This is a genomic window from Flavobacterium sp. RSP46 (assembly GCF_003984825.1).
In the GTDB taxonomy this organism is placed as follows: Bacteria; Bacteroidota; Bacteroidia; order Flavobacteriales; family Flavobacteriaceae; genus Flavobacterium.
This window is the reverse complement of the sequence record NZ_RYDM01000004.1, coordinates 111,115-134,460: the sequence shown is the minus strand read 5'-3', so window position 1 is coordinate 134,460 and position 23,346 is coordinate 111,115. Positions and strand designations below refer to the sequence as shown.

Below are 23,346 nucleotides of genomic sequence, written 5' to 3'. Positions count from 1 at the left end.
GTAAAAACAAATCACCCTACTTTAGTATAATGAAGCGAAAGCCGATTTAAAATTAATAGTTGAATTGATTAAATTAAAATCTCTTCAAGGAGCGAGAAATGGTCTCAGAGATATTGTAATTCAAAGTAAAAATATTCATTTTGTGGAACAATATCAACTTGATGAATTCTTGGGAGAACCATACAGAAGAATGATTATTCGAACGTATAAAATTATTTACAAAATTCATTCTGAAATGAAAATTCGGATTCTTCAAATTTTTGACAATCGTCAGAATTCAATCAAATTGAAAAAGTAATTTGTGAATCCGCAGTAATTGAAACGACTACGTTTAAAAAATAAAAATGAAATATAAAATGTTGGTTTTGGACATGGATGATACTTTGTTGAACGATGATCATACCATTTCAGACGAGAATAAAGGGATGTTGGCTAAGGCGCAGGAATTAGGGGTTTATGTTATTCTGGCTTCTGGACGACCTACACCTGCAATGATTGCCTACGCCAAAGAGCTACAATTGGATAATTCCTACATGATATCCTACAACGGGGCAGTAATTACCGATTTAAAGGAAGATAAAATTATTTTTGAGCAAATGTTGACACAAAAGCAAATCCATGAATTGTACGATTATAGTATAAAAAGTAAGACACATATTATTACCTATATTGACGGTAAAATTGTAAGTGAAACGGATTCTGAATACATAGAAATTGAAAAGAAAATTACCGGTTTAGCCCATAATAAAGTGGTGAGTTTTAAAGAGGAAGTGCAGTCTTCAGCTGTAAAATGTATTTTATTGCAAGAGCCAAGTTATCTTAAAGAAGTAGAAAAAGACCTGAAAATCGCTATGCCGCATCTAAGTGTCAGCATGTCTAAGCCGTTTTTTCTGGAAGTAGCACAAAATGGAATTGATAAAGGAGCCAGTATTGAATTTTTAGCCAAAAAATTAAATATTCTGCAAAGTGAAATTATTGCTGTTGGAAATGCAGGGAATGATTTAACCATGATTGAATATGCTGGATTGGGTATTTGGGTGGATAATGTGGATCCTGAATTAAGACACAGAGGAGATTTTATCGTGGCATCAAATAATAATCATGGAGTGGCTGAGGTGGTAAGACGGTTTATATTGAACTAAGATTTTTTTTAGGAGTTTTAACTAATATAAAAATCAAGGTATTGTTGTAATCTTTGTAGGAGACCTGTTCGAATTTCTAAAAGCTTTTCTCTTTTTGTCTCAGTTCAGTAGTTTTTGAAGCAATTGCATATTCCTTCTTGTATTGTTTCTGAACGGCGTTAAAAAGCACTTGTAAAAGGTGGTGTCAGAAAAAATTCCTTTTGGGTTGTAAATTTATTTTAGCAATTTTATGCATAGAGTACAGATAAATTAAATTCATACTGAGCAAAATTCACTAAATGGTTTGCTGTATTAGTTTTAATTGCAATAATGGATGCCGTAGCACTTTTGAATTAAAATCCTTGGTAAACAGGAACTCAATATTGCTCATTTGAAACGCAAAATCAGGACTGGAAGCGTTATGAATACTATTGATTTTATATTCCCAATTTGAGTAGCGCTAGATTGAAAATCGGAAAGCTGCATTTGGTACTTATCATGCCATTCAACAATGTTTTGAGCATTTGCTTGAATTGCATTAAAAAGGAATATAATTAAAATTATTTTTTTCATCTTTTGAGTCTAAAGTAGTCTACTTCACGATGCTAGTATATAGAAAATTATTGATTTCATTTTCCAGAATATTGTTCGTAAATTTGCACTCTTAATTTTTTGACAACGATTTCATTAATTGAGTTATCTTATGGAAAACAGAAAAAAAGTTGCTTTTTATACACTAGGTTGTAAACTGAATTTTTCAGAAACGTCAACAATTGCCCGTACCCTGCAAGACGAGGGTTTTGATCGGGTAGGTTTTGAGGAAGTGGCTGATATGTATGTGATTAATACCTGTTCCGTTACGGAAAACGCGGATAAGCAGTTCAAGCAAGTTGTGCGAAAAGCGATGAAATTGAACAATAAAGCCTTTGTAGCGGCGGTGGGTTGTTATGCGCAATTGAAACCGGAAGAATTAGCGGCTGTTGATGGTGTGGATTTAGTTCTTGGTGCTACCGAAAAGTTTAAATTGACCGATTATATCAATGATTTGTCCAAAAATGATTTTGGTGAAGTACACTCCTGCGAGATTTCCGAAGCTGATTTTTATGTGGGAAGTTACTCGATTGGGGATAGAACCCGTGCGTTTTTGAAAGTACAGGACGGTTGTGATTACAAATGTACTTATTGCACAATTCCATTAGCAAGAGGGATTTCCAGAAGTGATGAACTGGAAAATGTATTGAAAAATGCAGCCGAAATTTCGAAACAAAACATCAAGGAAATTGTGCTTACCGGCGTAAATATTGGTGATTACGGAAAAGGGGAATTTGGTAATAAAAAACACGAACATACTTTCCTGGAATTGGTTCGGGAATTAGACAAAGTAGAAGGAATAGAAAGATTGCGAATATCCTCTATTGAACCGAATTTATTGAAAAATGAAACGATTGAATTTGTATCAAAAAGCAGAACTTTTGTGCCGCATTTTCATATTCCGTTGCAGTCTGGAAGCAATGATATTTTGAAATTAATGAAGCGTCGGTACCAACGTGAAATTTATACTGAAAGGGTAAATAAAATTCGGGAAGTGATGCCGCATGCTTGCATTGGCGTGGATGTGATTGTGGGTTTCCCTGGAGAAACAGACGAGCATTTCCTGGAAACCTATCATTTCGTGAATGATATGGATATTTCGTATTTGCACGTTTTTACCTATTCTGAACGTGATAATACTGAGGCAGCAACCATGGCAGGTATTGTTCCTGCTAATGTTCGGGCTAAACGCAGTAAAATGATGCGCAGTTTATCCGTCAAAAAACGCCGTGCTTTTTATGAAAGTCAGTTGGGAACTAATAGAACTGTTTTGTTCGAAAGTGAAAATAAAGAAGGCTATATTCACGGGTTTACGGAAAACTATGTGAAAGTAAAAACCCCTTGGAATCCGGAATTAGTAAATACATTACAAAAAATCAATTTGACAAAAATTGATGAAGACGGTAGTGTTCGAATGGAATTTGTTACAACTTTGGTTTAATTAGTTTTTAAACATATAAGTCATATAAGCAAAAGATTAAAAAACCATTAAGGGATTAAGTTCATTAAGTTTTATGCTTAATTTTCTTAATCCCTTAATGCTTTTTTTTACTAGATATTGGTCATTCGACTTTAAGACTTTTGACTTCCGACTACTTTTAAGGATTCGTAGACCAAATACTGCTGTTTTTAATGAAAACGCGTCGGTTAAGTTTGAGTTGTGCGATAATTAATTCGGCCATATCTTCTGCTTGCATGACTTTTTCCGGATTCCCGTCGGTCAGTTTTAAATCTTTGGCCATTTCCGTGGCAACCGTACTTGGGGTTAAGGCTGTTACACGAATATTGTGTTTACGCACTTCCTGCATCAACGATTCCGTTAATCCTAAAACGGCAAATTTTGAGGCACTGTAAGCGCTTGTCAATGCATTGCCACTTAATCCGGCTGTGGAAGAAATGTTGATGATGTCCCCGGTTTGTCTTTCGATCATATTGGGTAAAACGGCGCGAGTTACATAATAGGTTCCCATTAAGTTTACCTGAATGATGCGTTCCCAATCCGTAGGTTCTAATTCTAAAAATTTTCCAAAAGCGGCTATTCCGGCATTGTTGATTAGAATATCAATGGTTCCAAATTCAGCCAATGCTTGCTCAACGGCAGCGTTTACCGAGTTGATATCAGCAACATCAGCAGTTATTGCAAGTGCTTTTACGCGCAACGAACGCACTTTTGCCGCTACGCTGTCTATTTCATCCTGTGTTCTGGCAATCAAAATTACATTAACACCTTCTTTGGCTAGGGCCAAAGCGATTGCTTTACCAATTCCTTTTCCTGCGCCGGTGATCAGGGCATTTTTATTTTTTAAATCTGTCATTTGGAGAATTATTTTAGGCCAATAAAAGGCTAAGTTTACTGTAAAAGTAGTCCGTTTTACATTTGAAATCTATTTTGATTTTCTATTTAATCTAAATTTAACGTTCTGCTATTTTGACAGCAACGAACATTTTTTAATCAAATGGACTTTATTTGTTGTCCAATGTCAGTTTGTAAATTTCGGTTTCTAAAACCTCGGTATCTTTGTCTTCACAGAGCAGAAATTCTATTTTTTCTTTTGAATTGGCGTATAAAGTCAACCCTTCGAATTTATGGGTGCTGCTAATTTTTTGTGTGAAATCGATTTTCATGGTTGTCAGGTTGATGCTTCCAATAAGACTTCCTAAAATTTCGCCATCCTCATAAGTAGATTTGGTATCTTCGGCTGTGGCCAAAAAATAAATGCTGTTGTCGACTAAAACGGCATCGGTAAAACTACTTCGTACTCCTTGTATTTTTGGGAGTTTGTAGTTGTTTGAAAGAATAGCGAAATCAGTAGTGAGGTTTTTTCCTTCGATGGTAAAAAGGACATTCTTATTGGCGCTTCCGTTGCCACGATTCACTAAAAACCAACTTTTGCCATTGTAGATGGCACCTTCAATGTTGAAATCTTCGGCTTTTATTTCCCCGAAACTTTGCAGCGCTGCATATAAATTAGTGATATCATTTGTGGCAGTTACTCTTTTATGGCTGGAGTTGATTTGAATCATTTTGTTCCTTTTTTCGGTGGAACCGGAGCCAAAAACATACACGCTGTCTTCAAAATGGGTTATGGCTTCAAAATCAGCTTTGTCTTTTTTTGGCGTGTTCTCTGTAGGATTTTCCAGTAGCGGATAGCGTTTTAAATCCTTGGAATCGATGTGATATTCGTAAAGAAAGCCGCTGTTGTCGCCAATAATCAGTAGCAAATTGTCTTTGTAAACAAGTCCTGATGCGGAACCAATGCCGATAATTTGAAACAGTAATTCGAGTGTGAATTTTTCCATTGTATATGTTTTGAAAACAAGTGCCTAGCCCAGATAATAGTGGAAATCCTTTTATTATTTTTCTTTAAAATAATAAAAGATTGCAACGAATAGCTGGAATATGCTCCTAAAATTCATCAGGATTAATCCTTATAGTTTGTTACATTTGAGTTGCAAAGATAAATTATTTGTTATGAAATCTATAAATCCCGATGATTTTAAAGTGATTGGCAAAATGGAGCGAGTTGCAGGATGTGATGCATGCGCACAACAGGTTCTGGTTTTGATTTGTTTGCAAGGCATGGATACATCGTTAAGTGTAGCCTGATTCGGGAAGTTTGCGGTTTTTAACCGAATGCAAAATAACGTTATAGTTTGAAACCATAAGCCACACGAACGCCAACTTGTCCTACACCTTCTCCTAGAGTTCCATTGTTATTCACTCTAGGAAAATCAGAATAGTGCTCATATCGCAAAGAGATATCAATGTATTTTGTAGCGTAACCAATACTTGGCGCTACGATTAATGAGGTTTCATTATAACCGTTAGTCACTGCAAAAGCAGCACCGGCTTCTCCCATTACATAAAATTGATCGTCCCATATAAAAGCTTTAAAACCTGCTTTTGCCGGAATAAACCCTAGATCAGATCCATCAGCTTTACTTACAAATAAGTTGTTGAAACCAGTTGTTACGGTTACAGAATATCGTTTTGATAAATCATATTGTAATCTGGCATCGGCTCCTAAAGTTAATTTGTATGGATCATTTACGGAATATCCACCATTTACACCAACTCCTAAACGGAATCCTTGATCATAGTGCTCTACTTTGGTTGTTTCTTGAGCTTGTACATTATTTGCAAACATCATTACGATGGTACATGCAAATGCGATTTTCATTTTTTCTGTGATTTTCATAATTGTATTTTTTAAATTTATATTCTGTTTTGTAGGTTAAACTGCCCCCAAAACAACATATCAAAAGTAACAGTACCAATGCTGAAAAAGTTATACAATTATTTCGTTTTGTTATAGAATTTATAACTTGCAGCCTGTTTTACTAAAAAAGTAGTGATATATATCAAATAGTAGTGATGCAATTGAAAGCTTCTAATTATATTTGCCATCAAAAAAGCAAAAAGTGAATTTATCCCAATACTTCAAAGAGTTTTCTTATAATACAAGATTAGCGTATCCCATAATTTTAGGAATGTTGGGACATACCTTAATAGGGATTGTTGACAATTTCATGGTAGGAAAATTAGGGTCTACGGAGCTGGCGGCGGTATCACTGGGAAACAGTTTCATCTTTATTGCGTTATCGATAGGAATAGGATTTTCAACAGCAATTACTCCTTTAGTTGCAGAAGCTGATGCGGAAAAAGAGGAGGATAAAATCCGTTCTATTTTTCACCATGGATTGCTTTTATGTACAGTTCTTGGAGTCGCTTTATTTATTCTGACCGTTTTGTCCAAACAAATTATGTACTTGATGCACCAACCCAAAGAAGTGGCTGACATGGCTGCTCCGTACATTGACTGGGTTGCTTTTTCTTTGATTCCGGTAATAATATACCAGGGATACAAACAATTTGCGGATGGTTTAGCAAAAACTAAATATTCTATGTATGCCATACTTATGGCTAATGTGGTGCATATTTTTTTTAACTATGTTCTTATTTATGGCATTTGGATTTTTCCTAAATTAGGTATTCTTGGGGCGGCTTTAGGAACTGTCATTTCAAGAATTATGATGGTCGTTTTTATGCATTATTTAATAAAAAGAAATGCAGCATTAAAACGATATTTCAAAAATTTCAGTTTCAAGGAAATACGAAAATCAGTGTTGAAAAAAATCATCAATCTTGGGTTGCCTTCAGCTATGCAAATGCTGTTTGAAGTAGCATTGTTTACCGCTGCTATTTGGCTTTCAGGTTCGATTGGAAAAAACAGTCAGGCCGCCAATCAAATAGCCCTCATCCTGTCATCATCAACATTTATGGTCGCTATGGGATTGAGTGTTGCCGCCATGATCCGCGTGAGTCATACCAAGGGAATGAATGATTACAAAGAATTGATTGTTGTAGCCCGTTCTATCTTTTTACTGGCTATAATTTTAGAAACATTTTTTGCCATTATTTTTGTGGCGTTTCATCAATACCTGCCACATTTATTTTTGAATATGTCTGATTCGGCTCAAATGATTGATAATTCTGAAATTATCACTATCACATCAAAATTACTGTTAGTAGCCGCTGTTTTTCAAATTTCAGATGGAATTCAAGTTGTTGTTCTTGGTGCTTTACGTGGCTTGCAAGATGTGAAAATCCCCATGTATATTACCTTTGTGTCCTATTGGGTTATTGGTTTTCCAATTTCCTACTATCTGGGAAACTATACCAATCTAAAAGCAGTTGGAATTTGGATCGGGCTTTTGGCAGGATTGACGGCAGCCGCTTTATTTTTGTATATTCGCTTTGCAAGATTGACAAGAAAGTTGGTAATGCAAAGCGAGAATAAATAAAACAATAAATACTTAACTATTAAATTCATGGAATTACCAAAATTTTTACTGGGCGACAACACCGATTTTCCTGAAGATATTTTTATCATTCATTTGGATTATCCCCGATTTATTATCAATCTGAAAGATGATGAAGTCGAATTTATCGAAGAAGCCGAAGATCTGGATGAAGGCGAACTAAATGCAGAAATGGAAGGATTAATTATTCTTGCCAATGAGTTTTACGATAGAGAAATCAAACTTTACGAGGAGTAAATCTATTTTTTAAAATAGGTTTCTAATAATTTTTGAGCGGCTGCAAAGGGTGAAATTTCATCATTTTGCACCGCTTTTTTAGTTGCATTCATTGATGCTTGAATTTCCGGATTATTGTAAAAATTAGTTTTTAATTGTTCGTTGATGGTTTCTAACATCCAATATTGGTTTTGTTCTTTCCGTTTTTCAAAGAAATAATTATTGACTTTAGTAAGTTCCAGAAATTTATGAATGGTTTCCCAAACTTCCGCTATTCCTTCGTGACTTATGGAGCTACAGGTAGAAGTGGTAGGGATCCAGCCTGATTTTTTAGCCGGAAAAAGATGCAGAGCTCTCTTGAATTCCAGTTTGGCTAATTGAGCTTTTCGGATATTGTCTCCATCGGCTTTATTAATTACGATGGCATCAGCCATTTCCATAATACCGCGTTTTATTCCTTGTAAATCATCACCAGCCCCGGTAATTTTTAACAACAAAAAGAAATCTACCATGCTGTGTACTGCGGTTTCACTTTGACCAACACCCACCGTTTCGATCAATATAGTGTCAAAACCGCAGGCTTCACAAAGCGTGATGGTTTCCCTGGTTTTTCGGGCTACTCCACCTAGGGTTTCCCCAGAAGCAGATGGTCTGATGTATGCATTTTTGTCTTTAACCAATTCCTCCATTCGGGTTTTATCACCTAAAATACTTCCGTGCGAAATGGTACTGCTCGGATCTACTGCCAAAACAGCTACTTTCTTTCCTAAACTGGTCAAGTGCAAACCAAAGGCTTCAATAAAAGTGCTTTTTCCTACTCCGGGAACCCCTGTTATTCCTATTCTGACGGATTTATTGGCGTGAGGCAAACAAGCATTTATGACTTCATTGGCTTTCGCTAAATGGTTGGTGTTTGTACTTTCTACTAACGTAATGGCACGACTCAAAGCTGTGATATTTCCCGCTAATATACCGCTAAAGAGTTCGTTAGATGAAGGCTGTATTTTTCTAAATTGCTGGATATGTTCCACCGCTGCAGCACTGATAGCTTCAGGAGAAGAAATCCCAGGTTTTTCGTTAAGGGCAGAATGAAGTAGTTTTTTATTTGGCAAAGCAGCTTTTTTTAAAAGTAAAATTAATAAAAAAGGATGGTGAATGAATGGTGATTTGCATAAAATATCAAATTGATCGTGATCAGGCTTTTGATGCACAGCTAAATCAATAATTTTATTTTTTGAATTGAGTTTATAAAGGATTTGTCAATATCTTTGCACCATTATGAATAATTTTATCTTGATTTTTGTTTTTTTATTCCTCGGTATTGTGCTGCAAAATATAAAAGCATTCCCTGTTATTAGTGTTTACAAGCTGTTAAATAAGCTTGTTATTTATATTTGCCTTCCGGCTCTGGCCTTGTATTATATTCCAAAAATAGACTGGAGTCCTGAATTGTTATTCCCTATTGGGGTAGCCTGGATTGGATTTGTAGTTTCCTATTTGTTTTTTAGTTTTTTAGGAAACAAATTTGGCTGGTCTAAGAAACTCACTGGGTGTTTAATTATCACGGCTGGTTTAGGGAACACATCTTTTTTAGGTTTTCCAATAATTGAAGCATTATACGGTGAAGAAGGTTTGAAAACGGCTATTTTAGTAGATCAGCCCGGTTCTTTTGTAGTGCTTTCGACCTTAGGGATTCTGGTGGCAACAGTATACTCTACCGGAAGTCCAAATGGTGTTCAAATTGCCAAGAAGATTCTGTTTTTTCCACCTTTTATAACTTTTTTAGTAGCCTGTTTGATGAATGTTTGTAATGTGGATTTCCATGAGTACATCCAAGTTTTATTTCAAAAAATGGGAAGTGCAGTAACTCCTTTGGCTTTGCTATCGGTTGGTTTGCAATTGCGTTTTGAACGGAAAAGCCAGCACTGGAAGTTTTTAGGACTGGGCCTTTTGTATAAATTAATTTTGACCCCGGCTCTTATTTATGTGTTGTATGTATTGATTTTGCAACAGCATTCTAAAATTATTCAAGTTGCTATTTTAGAGTCGGCTATGGCCCCAATGATTACAGCTTGTATTTTAGCTTCTACGCACGGTTTAAAACCTCGATTGAGCAGTATGATGATCGGTTTTGGAATACCACTATCTTTTATCACGTTGTTGTTTTGGTATTTTTTGGTTCAATTGGTGTAATTTCTCGGTTGCTAAAGAAAAATGATAAACTAGCTTCACTTACTTCATTCCAATATCGGAAAGGATGGTGATACGTTGGTATAGGACTATGATTTCGCACTGCTTTGAAAGAAAAAAAGTTGATTTTAGTTTGAAATCCAGAAAAAGGAATGTGCTGTACTATTATATGGGAGCAGCGTACTCCTATTTATTTTGAATAAAAAAAGCTCGCCTGGATTAAAATCTTTAGCGAGCCTTTTAAAAAATAAAAAACAAACAAACTTATTTTTGATTCTCCAAGCGGTAGGAAGTTGTTTCAGTGTAGGTTTTTCCAAATTGATCTGTGGCTTTAATCTCGATCGTATGTACGCCTATTTCCAGATTCGTAGGAATTTTTCCTTTCCAAAGATGTTTGCTTTCTATAGGATTAGACGAGCGTCTGCCAGGAATTAATTCTTCGGTTAGATCCCATTCATAAACCTCAGTGGCATACGAAGGATCTATTTCCTTTACATAGTCCATTGCTTTCCATTCGCCTTGGTCTACGCGGTATTCGAGGCTGTCGTTTTTACTTCCCATAAAGAAATTCACATAAATTCCGGATCGGGTAGGACGGCCTTTTTCCACTACTTTGGGTGCAAAAACTTCCATTTGATAGGTTTTGGGTTTGCCCGCCACTTTATAATCCAGACTGTATTTATTTCCTTTAAAATTAATAAAGGCATATCCTTTTGGTGTTCCATCACGCATGGTCGAAACCGGAACGCCTTCAGAATTCAGTTTTCCGGAATACCAATCTCCGGAAGTGGTTCCAACATTGTAATGATGGTGTGGTTTTTCCTGTAACCAGCCATCGGTTTTGCCAAAGTAATCCTGGCGTTGAATGTGGGTATGGGCAGAAAGAGAAAGTGTGTTTGGGAAATCTTTTAAAAGTTCGAATAACTGATCCCGATCTGCATTTCTGAAAGTATCTTCATCGGTAAGCTCACTTATTGGAATATGAAAAGCCAGCACTATTAAATGTTCTTTTGAAACCAATTTCAAATCATTGGCTATAAACTGCAACTGTTTTGGTGTAAAACCGCCCCAATATCCTTTTTGATTTCGGGGATCAGGATAGAGCACATTATCCATGACGATAAAATGGACTTTACCATAATTGAAGGCATAATTTGCTGGGCCAAAATGGGCTTCGTAGGTTTCATCGGCCATTTCATCTGTGGTGGCATCAAAATTAAGATCGTGATTTCCCAATAAATTGTACCACGGAATCCCCGCTTTTTGTACCGCTTTAATGTAAGGATTAAAAAGAGCAAGGTCATTTCCTACTAGATCTCCCAGGCTCAATCCGAAAGGAACATTTTTAATTCCTTTTACTTCGGCTACAATCCCTTTGGCAAAAAAATCAACTTCAGCCTGGGTATAAGGTTGCGGATCACCAAAAATAAGAGCTGTAAACTCTTGATTTTCCTGTTGGGGAACCAAACCAAAATCGATTGATTTAGGCAATTTTCCCGTGGGGTCTACTCCTTTGAATTTTAATTGAGGAGAGCCTTTGGGTTTGTGATTGTAAAAAAACTGAGGCAGATTATTTTCATCCACGCCTACTTTATAATTGGCGGGTTTAATTACGGCTATAATTGCATCGTCGCTACTAGGCAGGATGTATTTGCCTTTTTTATCGGTAAGGACCACTTCCAGACCATTGGTTACGGAAACATTAGCAATTCCTTTTTCATTTCGTTCTTTTTTGCCGTTCTGATTGTGGTCTTCAAAAACATAACCTTGAACGTTGGTTTGTGCCATAATTCCTATTGAAAACAGCAAGGCACAAATGGAGAATGTTGATTTTTTCATTGTTTATTTATTTTAAATTAAGATTTTATTTGTCCCACCAAACTTTAGTGTTAATATCATCTGTACCCAACATTTCAACTGCTTTGAGGTAATTTTGCTGGTTGTTGATTTGAATGCTCGTTGGATAATAAAAACGGGAAGGCATAATTCCATTATTTTCCATGGCAGTCGTTTTTGGAAGAATTGGGAATCCAGTTCTGCGGTATTCAAACCACTGTTGGTAATCGATAAAATAAAGGGCATAATATTTTTGAAGCATGATTTTTTCTAAAGTACCATCATAAGCTGCTAATGAATTATTAAAATAAGTACTGGGTATTGTGGCTCCCAATTGCTCCATGGCGGCCTGAACTCCTTTTTTATAATGCGTTTCGGCATCCGTAGTGAATCCTCTTTGCGCCATTTCGGCTTTTATAAAAGCTACTTCGGCATACGTCATCAAGAAAATATTCATGGGATTGGTTATCTGAGTTGCATTAAACGTAGAAGCATTGTAAGCAAACTGAGATTCAGCTCCTGCATAGGCACTGGGAATTCCTTTGTAGCCTATGGAAACATTGTTCAAGTCTCTTGCAACACCAGCAATAACAGGTCTTCGGGGATCGGCCATGGTGTTTAGATTGTCTATGAAAAAAGAGGCTATTTTTACGTTTAAACTAAAATCCTGCGGTCTTCCCCAAGGAGAAACATTAGGGGTTACTCCAGTTACTTTCAGGATGGCAGATTCGGATGTGTTTTCAAAAACAGGGTATTGTGTTGGATTTTGAATCATCGTTGCCAACTTTTGAAAAGAATTGGTTTCGGTACGGTTGGATATTCTCAACAACAAACGCATTTGAAGGGAATTAGTGAATTTTCTCCATTTTGTGACATTGTTTTGAAAGAGGATGTCACTGGCATAAATCATAGGTGTAGCGGAATTATAAAGGGCATTTGCTCGTTCTAAATCGGCTAAAATAGTGGTGTAAATTAATTCCTGAGAATCAAATGCGGGATAAAGGTTGCCTTCCTCACCGTTTACAGCTTCGGTCATGGGAACCGGTCCAAAAATATCCGTAAGATTGGCATACACCCAAGCATTTAGTGTCAGTGCAATGGCTTCATAATTGCGATCCTCTGCCCGTATCGCCGCAGTTTTCATTTCCTTGATATTATTGAGCCATTTGTAATAATTAGCCCAGGACGAATAGCCTATTTCCTGACTTAAATCATAACGGTGAAGCCCTCCGGAAACGCTGGGAAAGGGGAGCGATACCTGCATCAAATCGAACGTGACACCCGCACTTCTAGTCGCGTTGTGTGTAGCCAGACCATAAATAATAGGATTAATTAATGTTCCCGGACTTATCTGGGCAATCCGGTTAGGGTCTTCATTGAGCTCGCTAAAATCGCCCGTGCAAGCAAAGTTTAACAGTATTAGAACTAAAGTTGCAGTAAAAATTTGTATCTTTTTCATCTTTAAATAATAGTTTAGAAATTCACTTTTAAATTAAAACCATAGGTAGCAGGAGTGGGCATTTGACCCATTTCGATACCGGGTAAAATAGTATCTCCATTTAAGGCTGCCGTTTCCGGATCGAAAATAGGAAAGTCAGAAAGAACCGCTAAGTCTCGACCAAAAACCGATACATCTAAACTTGTAATGCCGGTATTCTTAAGCCATATTGGAGAGAAACTGTATTGCAGACTTACTTCTCTCAATTTTACATAAGAAGCTTCAAAAGAGTTGGACTCGACATTGGCTCTGCGGTAATACCTGGCGTACCAGTCCGGAGTCAGGGCCTCAGTAGTGTTTTGAGAATACGTACCATCGGAATTTAATACTACTCCTTCGCCTACAATCACTCCTTCTTCGCGTCCTTTTATGGTAGATCTGATTTTACCCATTTCAGATAGTTTATGATGGGTTTGGGAATAGATGATACCGCCAAGTTGACCATCCAACATGACATTTAAACCTATGTTTCCAAATTTAAAACTGTTGTATAATCCGGCTCTCCAATCCGGAGTGGCATCGCCTATGTATTGAATTTCATCCGGATAGGCCGGTAAACCCGCATTGTCATATACAATCTGACCGTCAGGAGATCGTACAAAACCGTAGCCGTATATTGCGGTTGTTGTCCCACCCTCTTTGGCAATCAATGTGGCTGAACCTCCTGAACCAATGGTTTGTTGTCCCTGAATACCATCGGCAAGTTCCATGACGCGATTCCAGTTTTTGGACCAAGTTAAAGTGGTTGACCACTTAAATTTATCCATATTGACAATTTTTCCGGTTAGGGTGAGTTCAACTCCTCGATTTCGAACTTCGCCAGAATTCATGATGCCGGAACTGAATCCCGTTGTGATGTCTAAGGGAACAGAAATAATTTGGTTTTTAGTCGTTGTCTGATAGACCGTCGCGTCAAAATTGATTCTGTTTTTGAATAATCGCCCTTCAAAACCGGTTTCAATACTGGTGGTGATTTCCGGTTTAAAATTTGCATTATACAAGGTTGATGGCGCTACTGCTGAACTTGCAAAGGCAGATTGATCGTAGTATTTACTGGTTCTATACGGATCAGTATCATTACCCACTTGGGCAAGAGACAATCGGTATTTAAAATATTCCAGTGATTTGGGTAAGTTGAATATTTCAGAAAGAATAAAACTGGTATTTACAGAAGGGTAAAAGAAAGAATTGTTTTGTACTGGTAAAGTACTGGACCAGTCGTTTCTGCCCGTAACATCTAAGAAAATCTGATCTTTAAAAGAAAGGGAGAACAGTCCGTACAAGCTATTGACTTTTTTATAACTGTCATTTACACTTATGATTGGATTGCTGATCCCATTTGCCAATTTATAAACATCAGGAACTACTAAGCCTTCCACAGCAGCATCCATCCTTTGGTATTTATAGCTCATCGCATTTCCACCTGCTGACGCAGAAAAGGAAAAATCGTTTGACAGCTTATTCTTGTAAGTCAATAAAAAATCAGAATTTACTTCCTGCATAAATACATCCTGTGTTCTAAAAAATCCTTTAGCATACCGGTTGATACTGTAGGGTCTTTTTTGCTCCCGATCCTGATGGTAGGTGTTTAAAGCAGTTCTTAATAAAAGATCTAAATTGGGAGCCAACTGGATTGTGGCGTTCAGATTTCCCACGATTTGGTTACTTGCTAAGGAATTTGTAGCTTCATTGGCAATTAAATAGGGATTATCAATATAACTACTGAAGGGTTGCAGCTGTTGGATTTGGTTTTGACCTTGTCTCCAAATAGGGCGGTACCAATCGAGATCTACATTTGGATTTTGGAAAATCGTAAAGTAGGCGATAGAGCCATTATTGTAACCGGTACTCGGTAAATTGTCACTGTCTCTGTTGTTGTAATTGATCACCGAAGCAATTTTAATTTTATCCGAGATTTTATAATCCGCATTCACAGAGGCTGTAATTCTTTCAAATCCGGTATTAGGCATGATCCATTCATTTTTAGAATGACCAATAGACATTCTCATGGAACCATTTTTGTCCCCGCCTTGAAGCGTGAGGTTGTTGTTTATAGTAATTCCGGTACGCCAGAAATCTTTAATATTATTCTTGTAGGGAGTCCAAGGTGTTCTTTCGGTTCCTTGAGTCTGCGTTACGGGATCGTATTGAAAATAGGATTGTCCGTCAAATTTTGGTCCCCAGGCGCTACTGGTGGAACCCGTATTGTTTCCATCGGAAGAACTTAAATAGGAATAATACGGATTTCCATTTCGATCAAATGATTTTCCGGTACCCTGACCATATTCATATTGGTAATCTGGCCAACGTTGAATGACGTCAAAAGTGACTCCTGTATTATAGCTAATCCCAAGGCCTTTGTTCTTTTTACCGGATTTGGTAGTGATAATTAACGCACCATTTGCGGCACGACTTCCATAAAGTGCAGTGGCTCCGGGTCCTTTTAAGACTGTTACGTTTTCGATATCATCCAGGTTAAGGTCTGAAATACCGTTACCAAAATCAACTGGAGAATCGCGGCCCATATACGCACTGTCAGATCCTGAGCTGGTTATTTTACTGTTTAGGGGAACACCATCTACAATAATTAAGGCATTATTCCCATTGGGATTCAACGAATTATTTCCTCTTAAGGTAATTTGTTGGGAATTTAGAGGCCCGGATCCTGAGGAAACGATATTTAAACCGGCCACTTTTCCTTTTAGGCCTGAAGACCAGTTATTTGGAGCGGTTTGTGCCAGATTATCGGCATTGATGGTTTGTTGCGAAAAACCCAATTGTTTTTCCTGTCTTTTAATTCCTAAAGCAGTTACCACAACCTCGTTCAGCGCATTAGTGTTCGCTGTTAAGCGGATTACCAGTGGCGCAGAATTATTTGCGGATACTTCTTTGTCATCAAAACCCATATAGGAAACTACTAAAATCGCATTAGCCGTGGAGGTGGTCAGACTAAATTTTCCGTCAAAATCAGTTGTGGTGCTGTTTGTAGTTCCTTTTTCTAAAACGCTTGCTCCAGGTAAAGGCAAGCCTTGAGAATCATTTACTGTGCCGCGGGTGAGCTGCTGAATTGAAGGAGATTTGGTTACAGAAATGGTATTGTTGATGCGGCGAAATTGAAAGCCAGTTTGGGCGGTAATTTTATTTAAAATAGTATGTATGCTTTCCTTGTTTACCACTAAAGTCAAACGTTGTTTTGAAGAGGCGATTGTTTCGTCAAAAACAAAGGTGTAAGGAGTCTTTTTTTCTAAGATATCAAAGACTTCCCTGATTTGGATTTCTTTGATGTCGATAGAGAAATTTTTCTCCTCGGTAGTTATAGTTGTATGAGGCATTGCAACCATTGCAGAAAACATGAAGAGGAAACTGAACAGGTACAGGTATTTTTTTAATTTTAGGGAAAAAAGAAATTGGATTTTCAAATTCATTTTAATAGGTTTTAAATATTTATTTTGTTTTAATGGGATCTCAATTCGAATGCCACTTAAGTATTGGTTTTAATAGCGAATTCCAGCATTTACTTCTTTGGTTTTTCTCGTATAAAAATGGTGTTTTGGTTTTGAACGTGAATTTCTAATTGTTTTACCTCGGCAATACTGTTGAGGATAGTAGTGATATTTTCGTTTTTAAATTTTCCGGTAATCCGAAGTTGCTCTAATTCTGGATGCTCAAAAAGAATGGTCACATTAAATTTATTTTTCAAAATTGCGGCTGTTTCGCCAAGGCTTGTATTTTCGAGCACTATAATATTTTTAGTCCAAGCCAAGAAATCTTCCCGGGTATTGTTTGTGAGCAGTGGAAGCTGTGATGTATGAAAACGCAGTTGTTGATTTTTAGTTAGCAATACGTTGTGATTGGGATTTTCTTTAGAATTCACGGTTACTTTTCCGGATAGCACACGGATGGTATTGGGGTAATTTTCATACGCGCTAATGGTAAAAGAAGTTCCTAAAACTTTGATTTTGAATTGAGGGGTTTCTACTGTAAAAGGACTTTTTGGATTGCGAACTACTTTGAAATAAGCTTCTCCTTTAAGGTCTAGTTTTCGGTTGTTTTTGAAATTGGTTGCGTAAGTAACGCTGCTGTTGCCATTTAAAACCAGCTGACTGCCATCAGGCAAAAAGAGTGTTTTTATTTCCCCTTTGGTAGCGGATTGTGTGATGCGATTTGTACTGGTAGATTGGGTTATTACGAAAGAAATTCCGATAAAAAGAATTGCAATGGCAGCTATTTTGCCCATATTCGAATAGCGTTTTTGCAGCTTTCCTTTGGGCTTGTTAATGGTAGTATTTATTTTATGCAGGATTGCATTTCTTTTCTCTTGGGTTAAAGAAAGTATTATGATGTTTTGTTCTTTCTCTGTTTGTTTAAAGAAGAAGGTTTCTACAGCCTCTTTTTCGGATAGCGTGCATTTATTTTGAACATATTTTTGGGCTAATGTGAGGAAGTCTTCTTTTTGCAAAACGGGTCTTTTTACTATAAGTACCCGCTGGTATTGTTTTTACGTAGTGGGAAATTCAGTCTTAAAGATTTGGTAACAGAAGGGGGAGTGGATTAACATTGCAGCAACATTCCCGTAATAAAAATCGAGAATTGGCAGGGGTCAATCTTCATTTTAAGCAATTTCAATCCATCACTGATGTGCTTTTCTACGGTGCGGACTGAAATGTTTAATTTTTGGGCAATTTCAATATTGGTGTAATGTTCCAATCGGCTCAGGATTATGACTTCTTGGCTTCTGGGAGGGAGTTTCTTTATTTGCTTAAAAATTTCGGATTCAAATTCTTGGTATACTAAATGCTTGTCGGTTCCGGAAGGATTCGGGATGTTTTGGAGTATTTCAAGATGCCCGGAATCAAATTTTAAATCCCGAATGTGATTGGCAACTTTGTATTTGACGGCTCGGAGTAAATAACCTTCTAAATTTTCAATAGATGTATTGGCTGATTTTTCCCAGAGACTAATAAATATTTCCTGAACAATATCTTCGCAAATGGCTTCCTCTTTGTAGATTTTAAAAGCATAGGTATACAATCTTTTCCAATAACGGTCAAATAAGATGCCAAAGGCAAGCTGATCCTGGTGCTGCAATCTTGTTTGTAATTCCGTATCGGATAATAGCAGTAGTGTTGTTTTCATGCTGTAGTAGTTGCTACAAATGAAATCAATTTTAACAAGCTGGGATTCGAAAGGAGTTTAAGCTATGGTTAACGAATGTCGATGATTTATCCCCAACGGTGTTAAACATTTTTTTTTCTGGTTATTAAAAAGAAAAACGGCGCTGAAATAAGCGTCGTTTTTTATAAAGTGAAAATGGAAGGTTTTAGTTTAGCATTTTTTTCCGCTGACTTTTGCCATTGTTGCCGCACACTTTTTTCCTTCGGCTTTGCATTTTGTTTTGCATGTTTCAACTTCTGCGGCAGTCATTGCTTTGGAGTCTTTTTTGGCACAACAGGATTCTTTTTTAGCTTTTGCGACAGCTTTTACTTCTTGCGCACTAAGAGCAGTAGTGAAGAATGCAATTGCAACAAATGTTAGTATTTTTTTCATGTTATAAATTTTAAAGTTGGTTTATTTACTTTGGATATCAGTCCAAATATAGATAATAATTCAAATCAATTTTAAAATTCAGAGTACTATTAAAAATATAAGGCAAGTTTTATTTTTTATAAATATACTTTTTAAGTATTTCTCTAAATAAGTTTTGCTGTTCTGCTATTAATAAGATTATTATACAGGACCGTCCGTAATTATACCACTTAATTATTCCAGCCACGAATTACCCGAATTACCCGGAATTTTTATTTTAATTTTAAAAAAAATGCTGAAAATTAATGTGATTCGATGCTAACTTTTTTAGGAATAGTTCTCTTTTGTAAATATAGTCCACTTAGTCGAGAGTCCTTTTGTTTTTTAGCAACTGTCCTTTTACAGAATTATCCAAACGCTATAATTTAACGCTTTAAATATAAAATATTTTTTAGTAAAACACTCTTTTTTTTACCGTTTAAAAGCTATTATCACCGTTTAAACGCGTAAAAATGTATTTTTTCTGCTTTTTTTGTAAAAAAAAAATAGGCAAGGCAGTACTGAATTTCTACAAAGAGAGGCGTAATAATTTTTATAAATACCTAAACAGGATTTTAATTTACTGTAATAACAAATCGTGCTTGTTTTAATTTTTTTCCATCTTTTTTACGGATTAAAACGCAATTTTTAACTAATTTTAGCACCTTATTCAGAGTATACAGCTAGGTCAAAAAGGAGTCAAAAGCATCTTAAATAGTATGGCTTTCAGTCTTTTGTTTTTAATTAATTTAAAGGTTTGGGCATCTTTTTGCTACTCCTTATTCGCATTAATAATACAGTTTTATTAAAAAATATGAATTCATCCTCTGATAATGCAACACAAATTGACACTACCGTTATTGCACAGCAAACCGTGTATCCTGTCCTGTTTTCTATTGCATTTGCTCATTTGCTCAATGATTTATTACAGGCCGTTATTCCGGCCGCGTACCCTATTTTAAAAGAAAATTTTAATTTAACCTTCACCCAAATCGGGTTAATTACCTTGGCCTATCAATTAGCGGCTTCCATTTTGCAGCCGATCGTGGGACTCTACACGGACAAAAGACCAAAACCTTTTTCCCAAATTTTCGGAATGCTTTTTACCTTATCCGGAATTGTGGGTTTGTCCTATGCGTCCAGTTTTTCAATGATCATAGTGTCGGTTGTATTGGTCGGGATCGGTTCGTCTATTTTTCATCCTGAAGCATCCCGAATCTCCTTTTTGGCCTCTGGAGGAAAACGGGGTTTGGCACAATCCATTTTTCAGTTGGGGGGCAATGCAGGAACAGCAATCGGGCCTTTACTGGTTGCCTTAATTGTGGTTCCTAATTCCCAATATCACATCATTTGGTTCGTCTCCGTCGCCCTTATCGGATTGGTTGTTTTGAGTAGGATTGCCCTGTGGTATCAAAATCATTTGAGTATAAGGAGCACTAAAAAAGCGGTAATCAATTTGCCTAATTTGTCCCAAAAAACGATCGCAATCTCCGTGGGAATTTTGATGGTTTTGATATTTTCAAAATTCTTTTACATGGCCAGTATGTCCAGTTATTTCACCTTTTATTTAATCGAAAAATTTGGATTATCAGTGCAGGATGCCCAGTTTCACTTGGTTTTGTTTTTAGCTTCTTGCGCAATAGGAACTTTAATTGGTGGGCCTTTGGGCGATAAATACGGCAGGAAATACGTCATTTGGTTCTCTGTCTTGGGAGCCGCGCCTTTTACCTTACTGTTGCCGTTTGTCGATTTATTTTGGACCGGAGTCCTTTCCGTCCTCATTGGAACTATAATGTCCTCAGCCTTTCCGGCTATTCTGGTTTTTGCACAGGAATTACTGCCTAAAAAACTCGGAATGGTTTCTGGACTTTTCTATGGTTTCGCCTTCGGAATGGGAGGTTTAGGCTCTGCTTTACTCGGAAATCTAGCAGATCACACCAGTATCACTTATGTCTATTACCTGTGTGCCTATTTGCCGCTGATCGGAATTATTGCTTTCTTTTTGCCTAATTTAAAGAAAAAATAATACTTTTTCGTAGCTATATTTACTTCGTCAGTTCGCTTCGCTCGTATCCTGCTCTGTACTTGTATTCCAAGGTAATAAAAACTACAGCTGAAAAAGCCTCGTTTTTCTAAATCGGGAGATGCTGTTGCGATCAGAGCTCTAGGTATTTGGTTTCCTAATGGCATTATTTTTTAAAGGGCTTCGTTCTGGTTTTTATAAAAATTAGTAGAATTTTAAGAGTTGTTTTTCCTCTAAAGTGTGTTTATTTCGATACCTTACAGTGTTACTAATTATTAAAATAAAAGAGTATGGCAACAGTACGATTAGGCGATATTGCTCCTGATTTTGAAGCAGAAACGTCACAAGGAAAAATAGAATTTTATCAATGGCTGGGAGATTCCTGGGGTATTTTGTTCTCACATCCCGCTGATTTCACACCGGTTTGTACCACTGAGTTAGGAACAGCAGCACTGTATTATCCTGAATTTAAAAAACGAAATGTCAAGGTAATCGCATTGAGTGTAGATAGCGTCGATTCACACATGGAATGGATTAAAGACATCAATGAAACTCAAAATACTACTGTAGATTTCCCTATAATAGCAGATGAAGACAAGCATATCGCGGAACTATATGACATGATTCATCCCAACGCAAGTGAGAGTTTCACCGTTCGTTCCGTTTTTATAATAGGACCAGACAAAAAAATAAAATTGACATTGACCTATCCGGCATCAACCGGTAGAAATTTTGATGAATTATTGCGTGTCATCGATAGTCTGCAATTGACAGCTAATTACAGCGTGGCCACACCGGCCAACTGGAAAGATGGAGACAGCGTTGTGATTTCGCCTGCGGTTAAAGATGAAGATATCCCGACTAAATTTCCAAAAGGCTACGAAAGGGTCAAACCGTATTTGCGAATGACTCCGCAGCCCAATAAATAATGTTTTTTAGAAAACCGTATAAACATGAAAGCAGAATGAAAATAAATTCATTCTGCTTTTCTATTTTGTCAAAAATTAAAAATTACTTCTTATTGGTAATTAATAAACCAGAAACAATGATGCCCATACTAATAATTTGTATCAATCCAATTGCTTGATTTAGGAAAAAGTAAGCAAGAATACCGCTGAATATTGGGATTAAATAATAGATTAGAGCTGTTTTCGATGTGCCTATCAATCGTATGGCTTCGTTCCACAAATAGAAAGAAACCAGCGAAGCAAAAATGCCAACATAGGTGGTAATCAGAATCGTTTTAGTGTCAAAAACAACTTTTTTGTAAAACAAATGTTCACAAAGATAAAAAGGAAAAAGGAGCAGTGTGCCTATTACAAAAACACTAAACAAAAATACTTTTGGTGTTAATTCAGGTGGTTTTTTGCGCACTAAAATAGTGTAATACGCAAAAAAGAAGCAAGCCACAAGCATCAATAAATCCCCAATGGTAAAGTTGATTTTTAGCAAGGCCTGAAGCGAACCTTTGGTAATTAGCACTAGAACCCCTGTGATTATAGTTACAATTCCTATGATTTTCAGATTAGAAACGGTCTCTTTAAAAATAATTCTGGAGATTGCAACAATAAATAACGGAATCGAAATGGCGATTAGCGATAAATTCACAGCACTCGTTGTTTTTCCTGCAATGTAAATTAACGTGTTGAAAATAGTGATTCCCAATACCGCCGTAAACACAAGATACCGGAGGTGTTTTTTAACAATTGTGAAATTTCTAGTAGTGCTTTTTAAAGCAAATGGAGCCAAAACGAGACATGCAATTGTCCAGCGCCAAAAGGCCAGTCCTATAGGAGGAATGTGGTCTTTTATGCCACTGGCGATGACCATATTAACGGACCATAACAAGGTAGCAAATAAGGCAAATAGAACTCCTTTAGTGGGATTACTCATTAAACCAAATTATGAATTTTAGCATACTGTAGTAACATAATAGTCTTGGCATCCTGCATTTGACCAGATTCAATCATGGCATACGCTTCTTCAAAAGACATTTCAATCACATCTATATTTTCTTCCTCATGTGCTACTCCGCCACCGTCACTTACTTTCAAAGATTCATCGTACTCGCCAACAAATAAATACAATATTTCAGTTACAGCTCCTGGCGACATATATGTTTCCATGACTTTTTTGACTGTAGAAATACGATATCCTGTTTCTTCTTCGGTTTCTCTAATGATGCATTGCTCCGGATTGTCTTGATCCAAAAGGCCGGCACAAACCTCAATCATCATGCCGGTTTCATTCCCGTTAAGATAGGTTGGCAAGCGAAACTGGCGTGTAAGAATAACGGTTTTTTGTAAAGTGTTATAAAGTAAAATGGCGGCTCCGTTTCCTCTATCATAGACTTCTCTTTTTTGGGTAATCCAGGAGTCGTCTTTTTTTTGATAGTCAAAAGTGACTTTGTTTAAAAGGTACCAATTGTCTGAGAGCAATTCGGTTTTTTGTATTTTAATGGTTGGGTTTTTCATTCGTAGGAA

The 23,346-nt window shown here is 36.8% G+C and carries 21 protein-coding genes; 8 read left to right on the top strand and 13 right to left on the bottom strand.

Going from position 1 to position 23,346, the window contains the following annotated elements; genetic code table 11:
* Nucleotides 1-344 precede the first annotated feature (344 nt).
* Nucleotides 345-1,142: a Cof-type HAD-IIB family hydrolase gene (locus EKM01_RS08430; protein ID WP_126767844.1), complete on the top strand. Its 798-nt coding sequence runs from the start codon at nt 345-347 to the stop codon at nt 1,140-1,142.
* Nucleotides 1,143-1,508: 366 nt separating this feature from the next.
* Here the strand turns inward: EKM01_RS08430 and EKM01_RS08425 are convergent, their stop codons facing one another.
* Nucleotides 1,509-1,694, bottom strand: a complete 186-nt coding sequence (locus tag EKM01_RS08425) for a hypothetical protein (protein WP_126555233.1) — start codon at nt 1,692-1,694, stop codon at nt 1,509-1,511.
* 130 nt (nt 1,695-1,824) lie between these two features.
* Between EKM01_RS08425 and mtaB the strand changes: the two genes are divergently transcribed.
* Entirely contained in the window at nt 1,825-3,153 is a 1,329-nt protein-coding gene (gene mtaB / locus EKM01_RS08420) for a tRNA (N(6)-L-threonylcarbamoyladenosine(37)-C(2))-methylthiotransferase MtaB (protein ID WP_126461178.1), read from the top strand.
* Nucleotides 3,154-3,310: 157 nt separating this feature from the next.
* Here mtaB and EKM01_RS08415 read toward each other — a convergent pair whose 3' ends face one another.
* The gene (locus EKM01_RS08415) at nt 3,311-4,027 is read right to left on the bottom strand and encodes a 3-ketoacyl-ACP reductase (protein ID WP_126461175.1); all 717 of its coding nucleotides are present in this window, start codon (nt 4,025-4,027) and stop codon (nt 3,311-3,313) included.
* A gap of 148 nt (nt 4,028-4,175) precedes the next feature.
* A complete protein-coding gene (locus tag EKM01_RS08410) occupies nt 4,176-5,012 on the bottom strand; it encodes a hypothetical protein (RefSeq protein ID WP_126767842.1) in 837 nt (278 codons plus the stop codon).
* Nucleotides 5,013-5,184: 172 nt separating this feature from the next.
* Between EKM01_RS08410 and EKM01_RS14935 the strand changes: the two genes are divergently transcribed.
* Nucleotides 5,185-5,319 carry a hypothetical protein gene (locus EKM01_RS14935; protein WP_255416325.1) on the top strand — a complete coding sequence of 45 codons (135 nt, stop codon included), beginning with the start codon at nt 5,185-5,187 and terminating at the stop codon, nt 5,317-5,319.
* 40 nt (nt 5,320-5,359) lie between these two features.
* On the opposite strand, the gene EKM01_RS08405 is transcribed toward EKM01_RS14935, so the two are convergent.
* Complete coding sequence (locus EKM01_RS08405; protein ID WP_126461169.1) at nt 5,360-5,911, bottom strand: hypothetical protein; 552 nt, start codon at nt 5,909-5,911, stop codon at nt 5,360-5,362.
* A 223-nt stretch (nt 5,912-6,134) separates the two neighbouring features.
* Here EKM01_RS08405 and EKM01_RS08400 point away from each other — a divergent pair, with 223 nt between their 5' ends.
* Both EKM01_RS08400 and EKM01_RS08395 read left to right on the top strand, forming a co-directional pair.
* Nucleotides 6,135-7,517, top strand: a complete 1,383-nt coding sequence (locus EKM01_RS08400; RefSeq protein ID WP_126461166.1) for an MATE family efflux transporter — start codon at nt 6,135-6,137, stop codon at nt 7,515-7,517.
* A gap of 27 nt (nt 7,518-7,544) precedes the next feature.
* A complete protein-coding gene (locus EKM01_RS08395; RefSeq protein ID WP_126461163.1) occupies nt 7,545-7,772 on the top strand; it encodes a hypothetical protein in 228 nt (75 codons plus the stop codon).
* 2 nt (nt 7,773-7,774) lie between these two features.
* On the opposite strand, the gene meaB is transcribed toward EKM01_RS08395, so the two are convergent.
* Entirely contained in the window at nt 7,775-8,863 is a 1,089-nt protein-coding gene (meaB, locus tag EKM01_RS08390; RefSeq protein WP_126740080.1) for a methylmalonyl Co-A mutase-associated GTPase MeaB, read from the bottom strand.
* 166 nt (nt 8,864-9,029) lie between these two features.
* Between meaB and EKM01_RS08385 the strand changes: the two genes are divergently transcribed.
* A complete protein-coding gene (locus EKM01_RS08385; RefSeq protein WP_126453692.1) occupies nt 9,030-9,944 on the top strand; it encodes an AEC family transporter in 915 nt (304 codons plus the stop codon).
* Nucleotides 9,945-10,205: 261 nt separating this feature from the next.
* Here EKM01_RS08385 and EKM01_RS08380 read toward each other — a convergent pair whose 3' ends face one another.
* From EKM01_RS08380 to EKM01_RS08355, 6 genes are all read right to left on the bottom strand, one after another.
* On the bottom strand, nt 10,206-11,780 hold the full coding sequence (locus EKM01_RS08380) for a calcineurin-like phosphoesterase C-terminal domain-containing protein (protein ID WP_126767840.1): 1,575 nt from the start codon (nt 11,778-11,780) through the stop codon (nt 10,206-10,208).
* A gap of 25 nt (nt 11,781-11,805) precedes the next feature.
* A complete protein-coding gene (locus EKM01_RS08375; RefSeq protein WP_126555216.1) occupies nt 11,806-13,236 on the bottom strand; it encodes a SusD/RagB family nutrient-binding outer membrane lipoprotein in 1,431 nt (476 codons plus the stop codon).
* A 14-nt stretch (nt 13,237-13,250) separates the two neighbouring features.
* Entirely contained in the window at nt 13,251-16,700 is a 3,450-nt protein-coding gene (locus EKM01_RS08370; RefSeq protein ID WP_126767838.1) for a SusC/RagA family TonB-linked outer membrane protein, read from the bottom strand.
* Nucleotides 16,701-16,789: 89 nt separating this feature from the next.
* The gene (locus tag EKM01_RS08365; protein WP_126767836.1) at nt 16,790-17,734 is read right to left on the bottom strand and encodes a FecR family protein; all 945 of its coding nucleotides are present in this window, start codon (nt 17,732-17,734) and stop codon (nt 16,790-16,792) included.
* Between the two features lie 92 nt (nt 17,735-17,826).
* Nucleotides 17,827-18,411, bottom strand: a complete 585-nt coding sequence (locus EKM01_RS08360) for an RNA polymerase sigma factor (protein WP_126561838.1) — start codon at nt 18,409-18,411, stop codon at nt 17,827-17,829.
* Nucleotides 18,412-18,600: 189 nt separating this feature from the next.
* Nucleotides 18,601-18,822, bottom strand: coding sequence for a hypothetical protein (locus EKM01_RS08355; protein ID WP_126461142.1), 222 nt, complete (start codon nt 18,820-18,822; stop codon nt 18,601-18,603).
* An 832-nt stretch (nt 18,823-19,654) separates the two neighbouring features.
* On the opposite strand from EKM01_RS08355, the gene EKM01_RS08350 reads away from it, so the two are divergent.
* On the top strand, nt 19,655-20,866 hold the full coding sequence (locus tag EKM01_RS08350; protein ID WP_126767833.1) for an MFS transporter: 1,212 nt from the start codon (nt 19,655-19,657) through the stop codon (nt 20,864-20,866).
* 287 nt (nt 20,867-21,153) lie between these two features.
* Entirely contained in the window at nt 21,154-21,792 is a 639-nt protein-coding gene (locus EKM01_RS08345; RefSeq protein WP_126767831.1) for a peroxiredoxin, read from the top strand.
* A gap of 82 nt (nt 21,793-21,874) precedes the next feature.
* Here EKM01_RS08345 and EKM01_RS08340 read toward each other — a convergent pair whose 3' ends face one another.
* Together EKM01_RS08340 and nudK are read right to left on the bottom strand one after the other, a co-directional pair.
* On the bottom strand, nt 21,875-22,756 hold the full coding sequence (locus EKM01_RS08340; protein ID WP_126767828.1) for a DMT family transporter: 882 nt from the start codon (nt 22,754-22,756) through the stop codon (nt 21,875-21,877).
* Nucleotides 22,756-23,337, bottom strand: coding sequence for a GDP-mannose pyrophosphatase NudK (nudK, locus tag EKM01_RS08335; protein ID WP_126767826.1), 582 nt, complete (start codon nt 23,335-23,337; stop codon nt 22,756-22,758). The genes EKM01_RS08340 and nudK overlap by 1 nt, the downstream gene beginning before the upstream one ends.
* Nucleotides 23,338-23,346 lie beyond the last annotated feature (9 nt).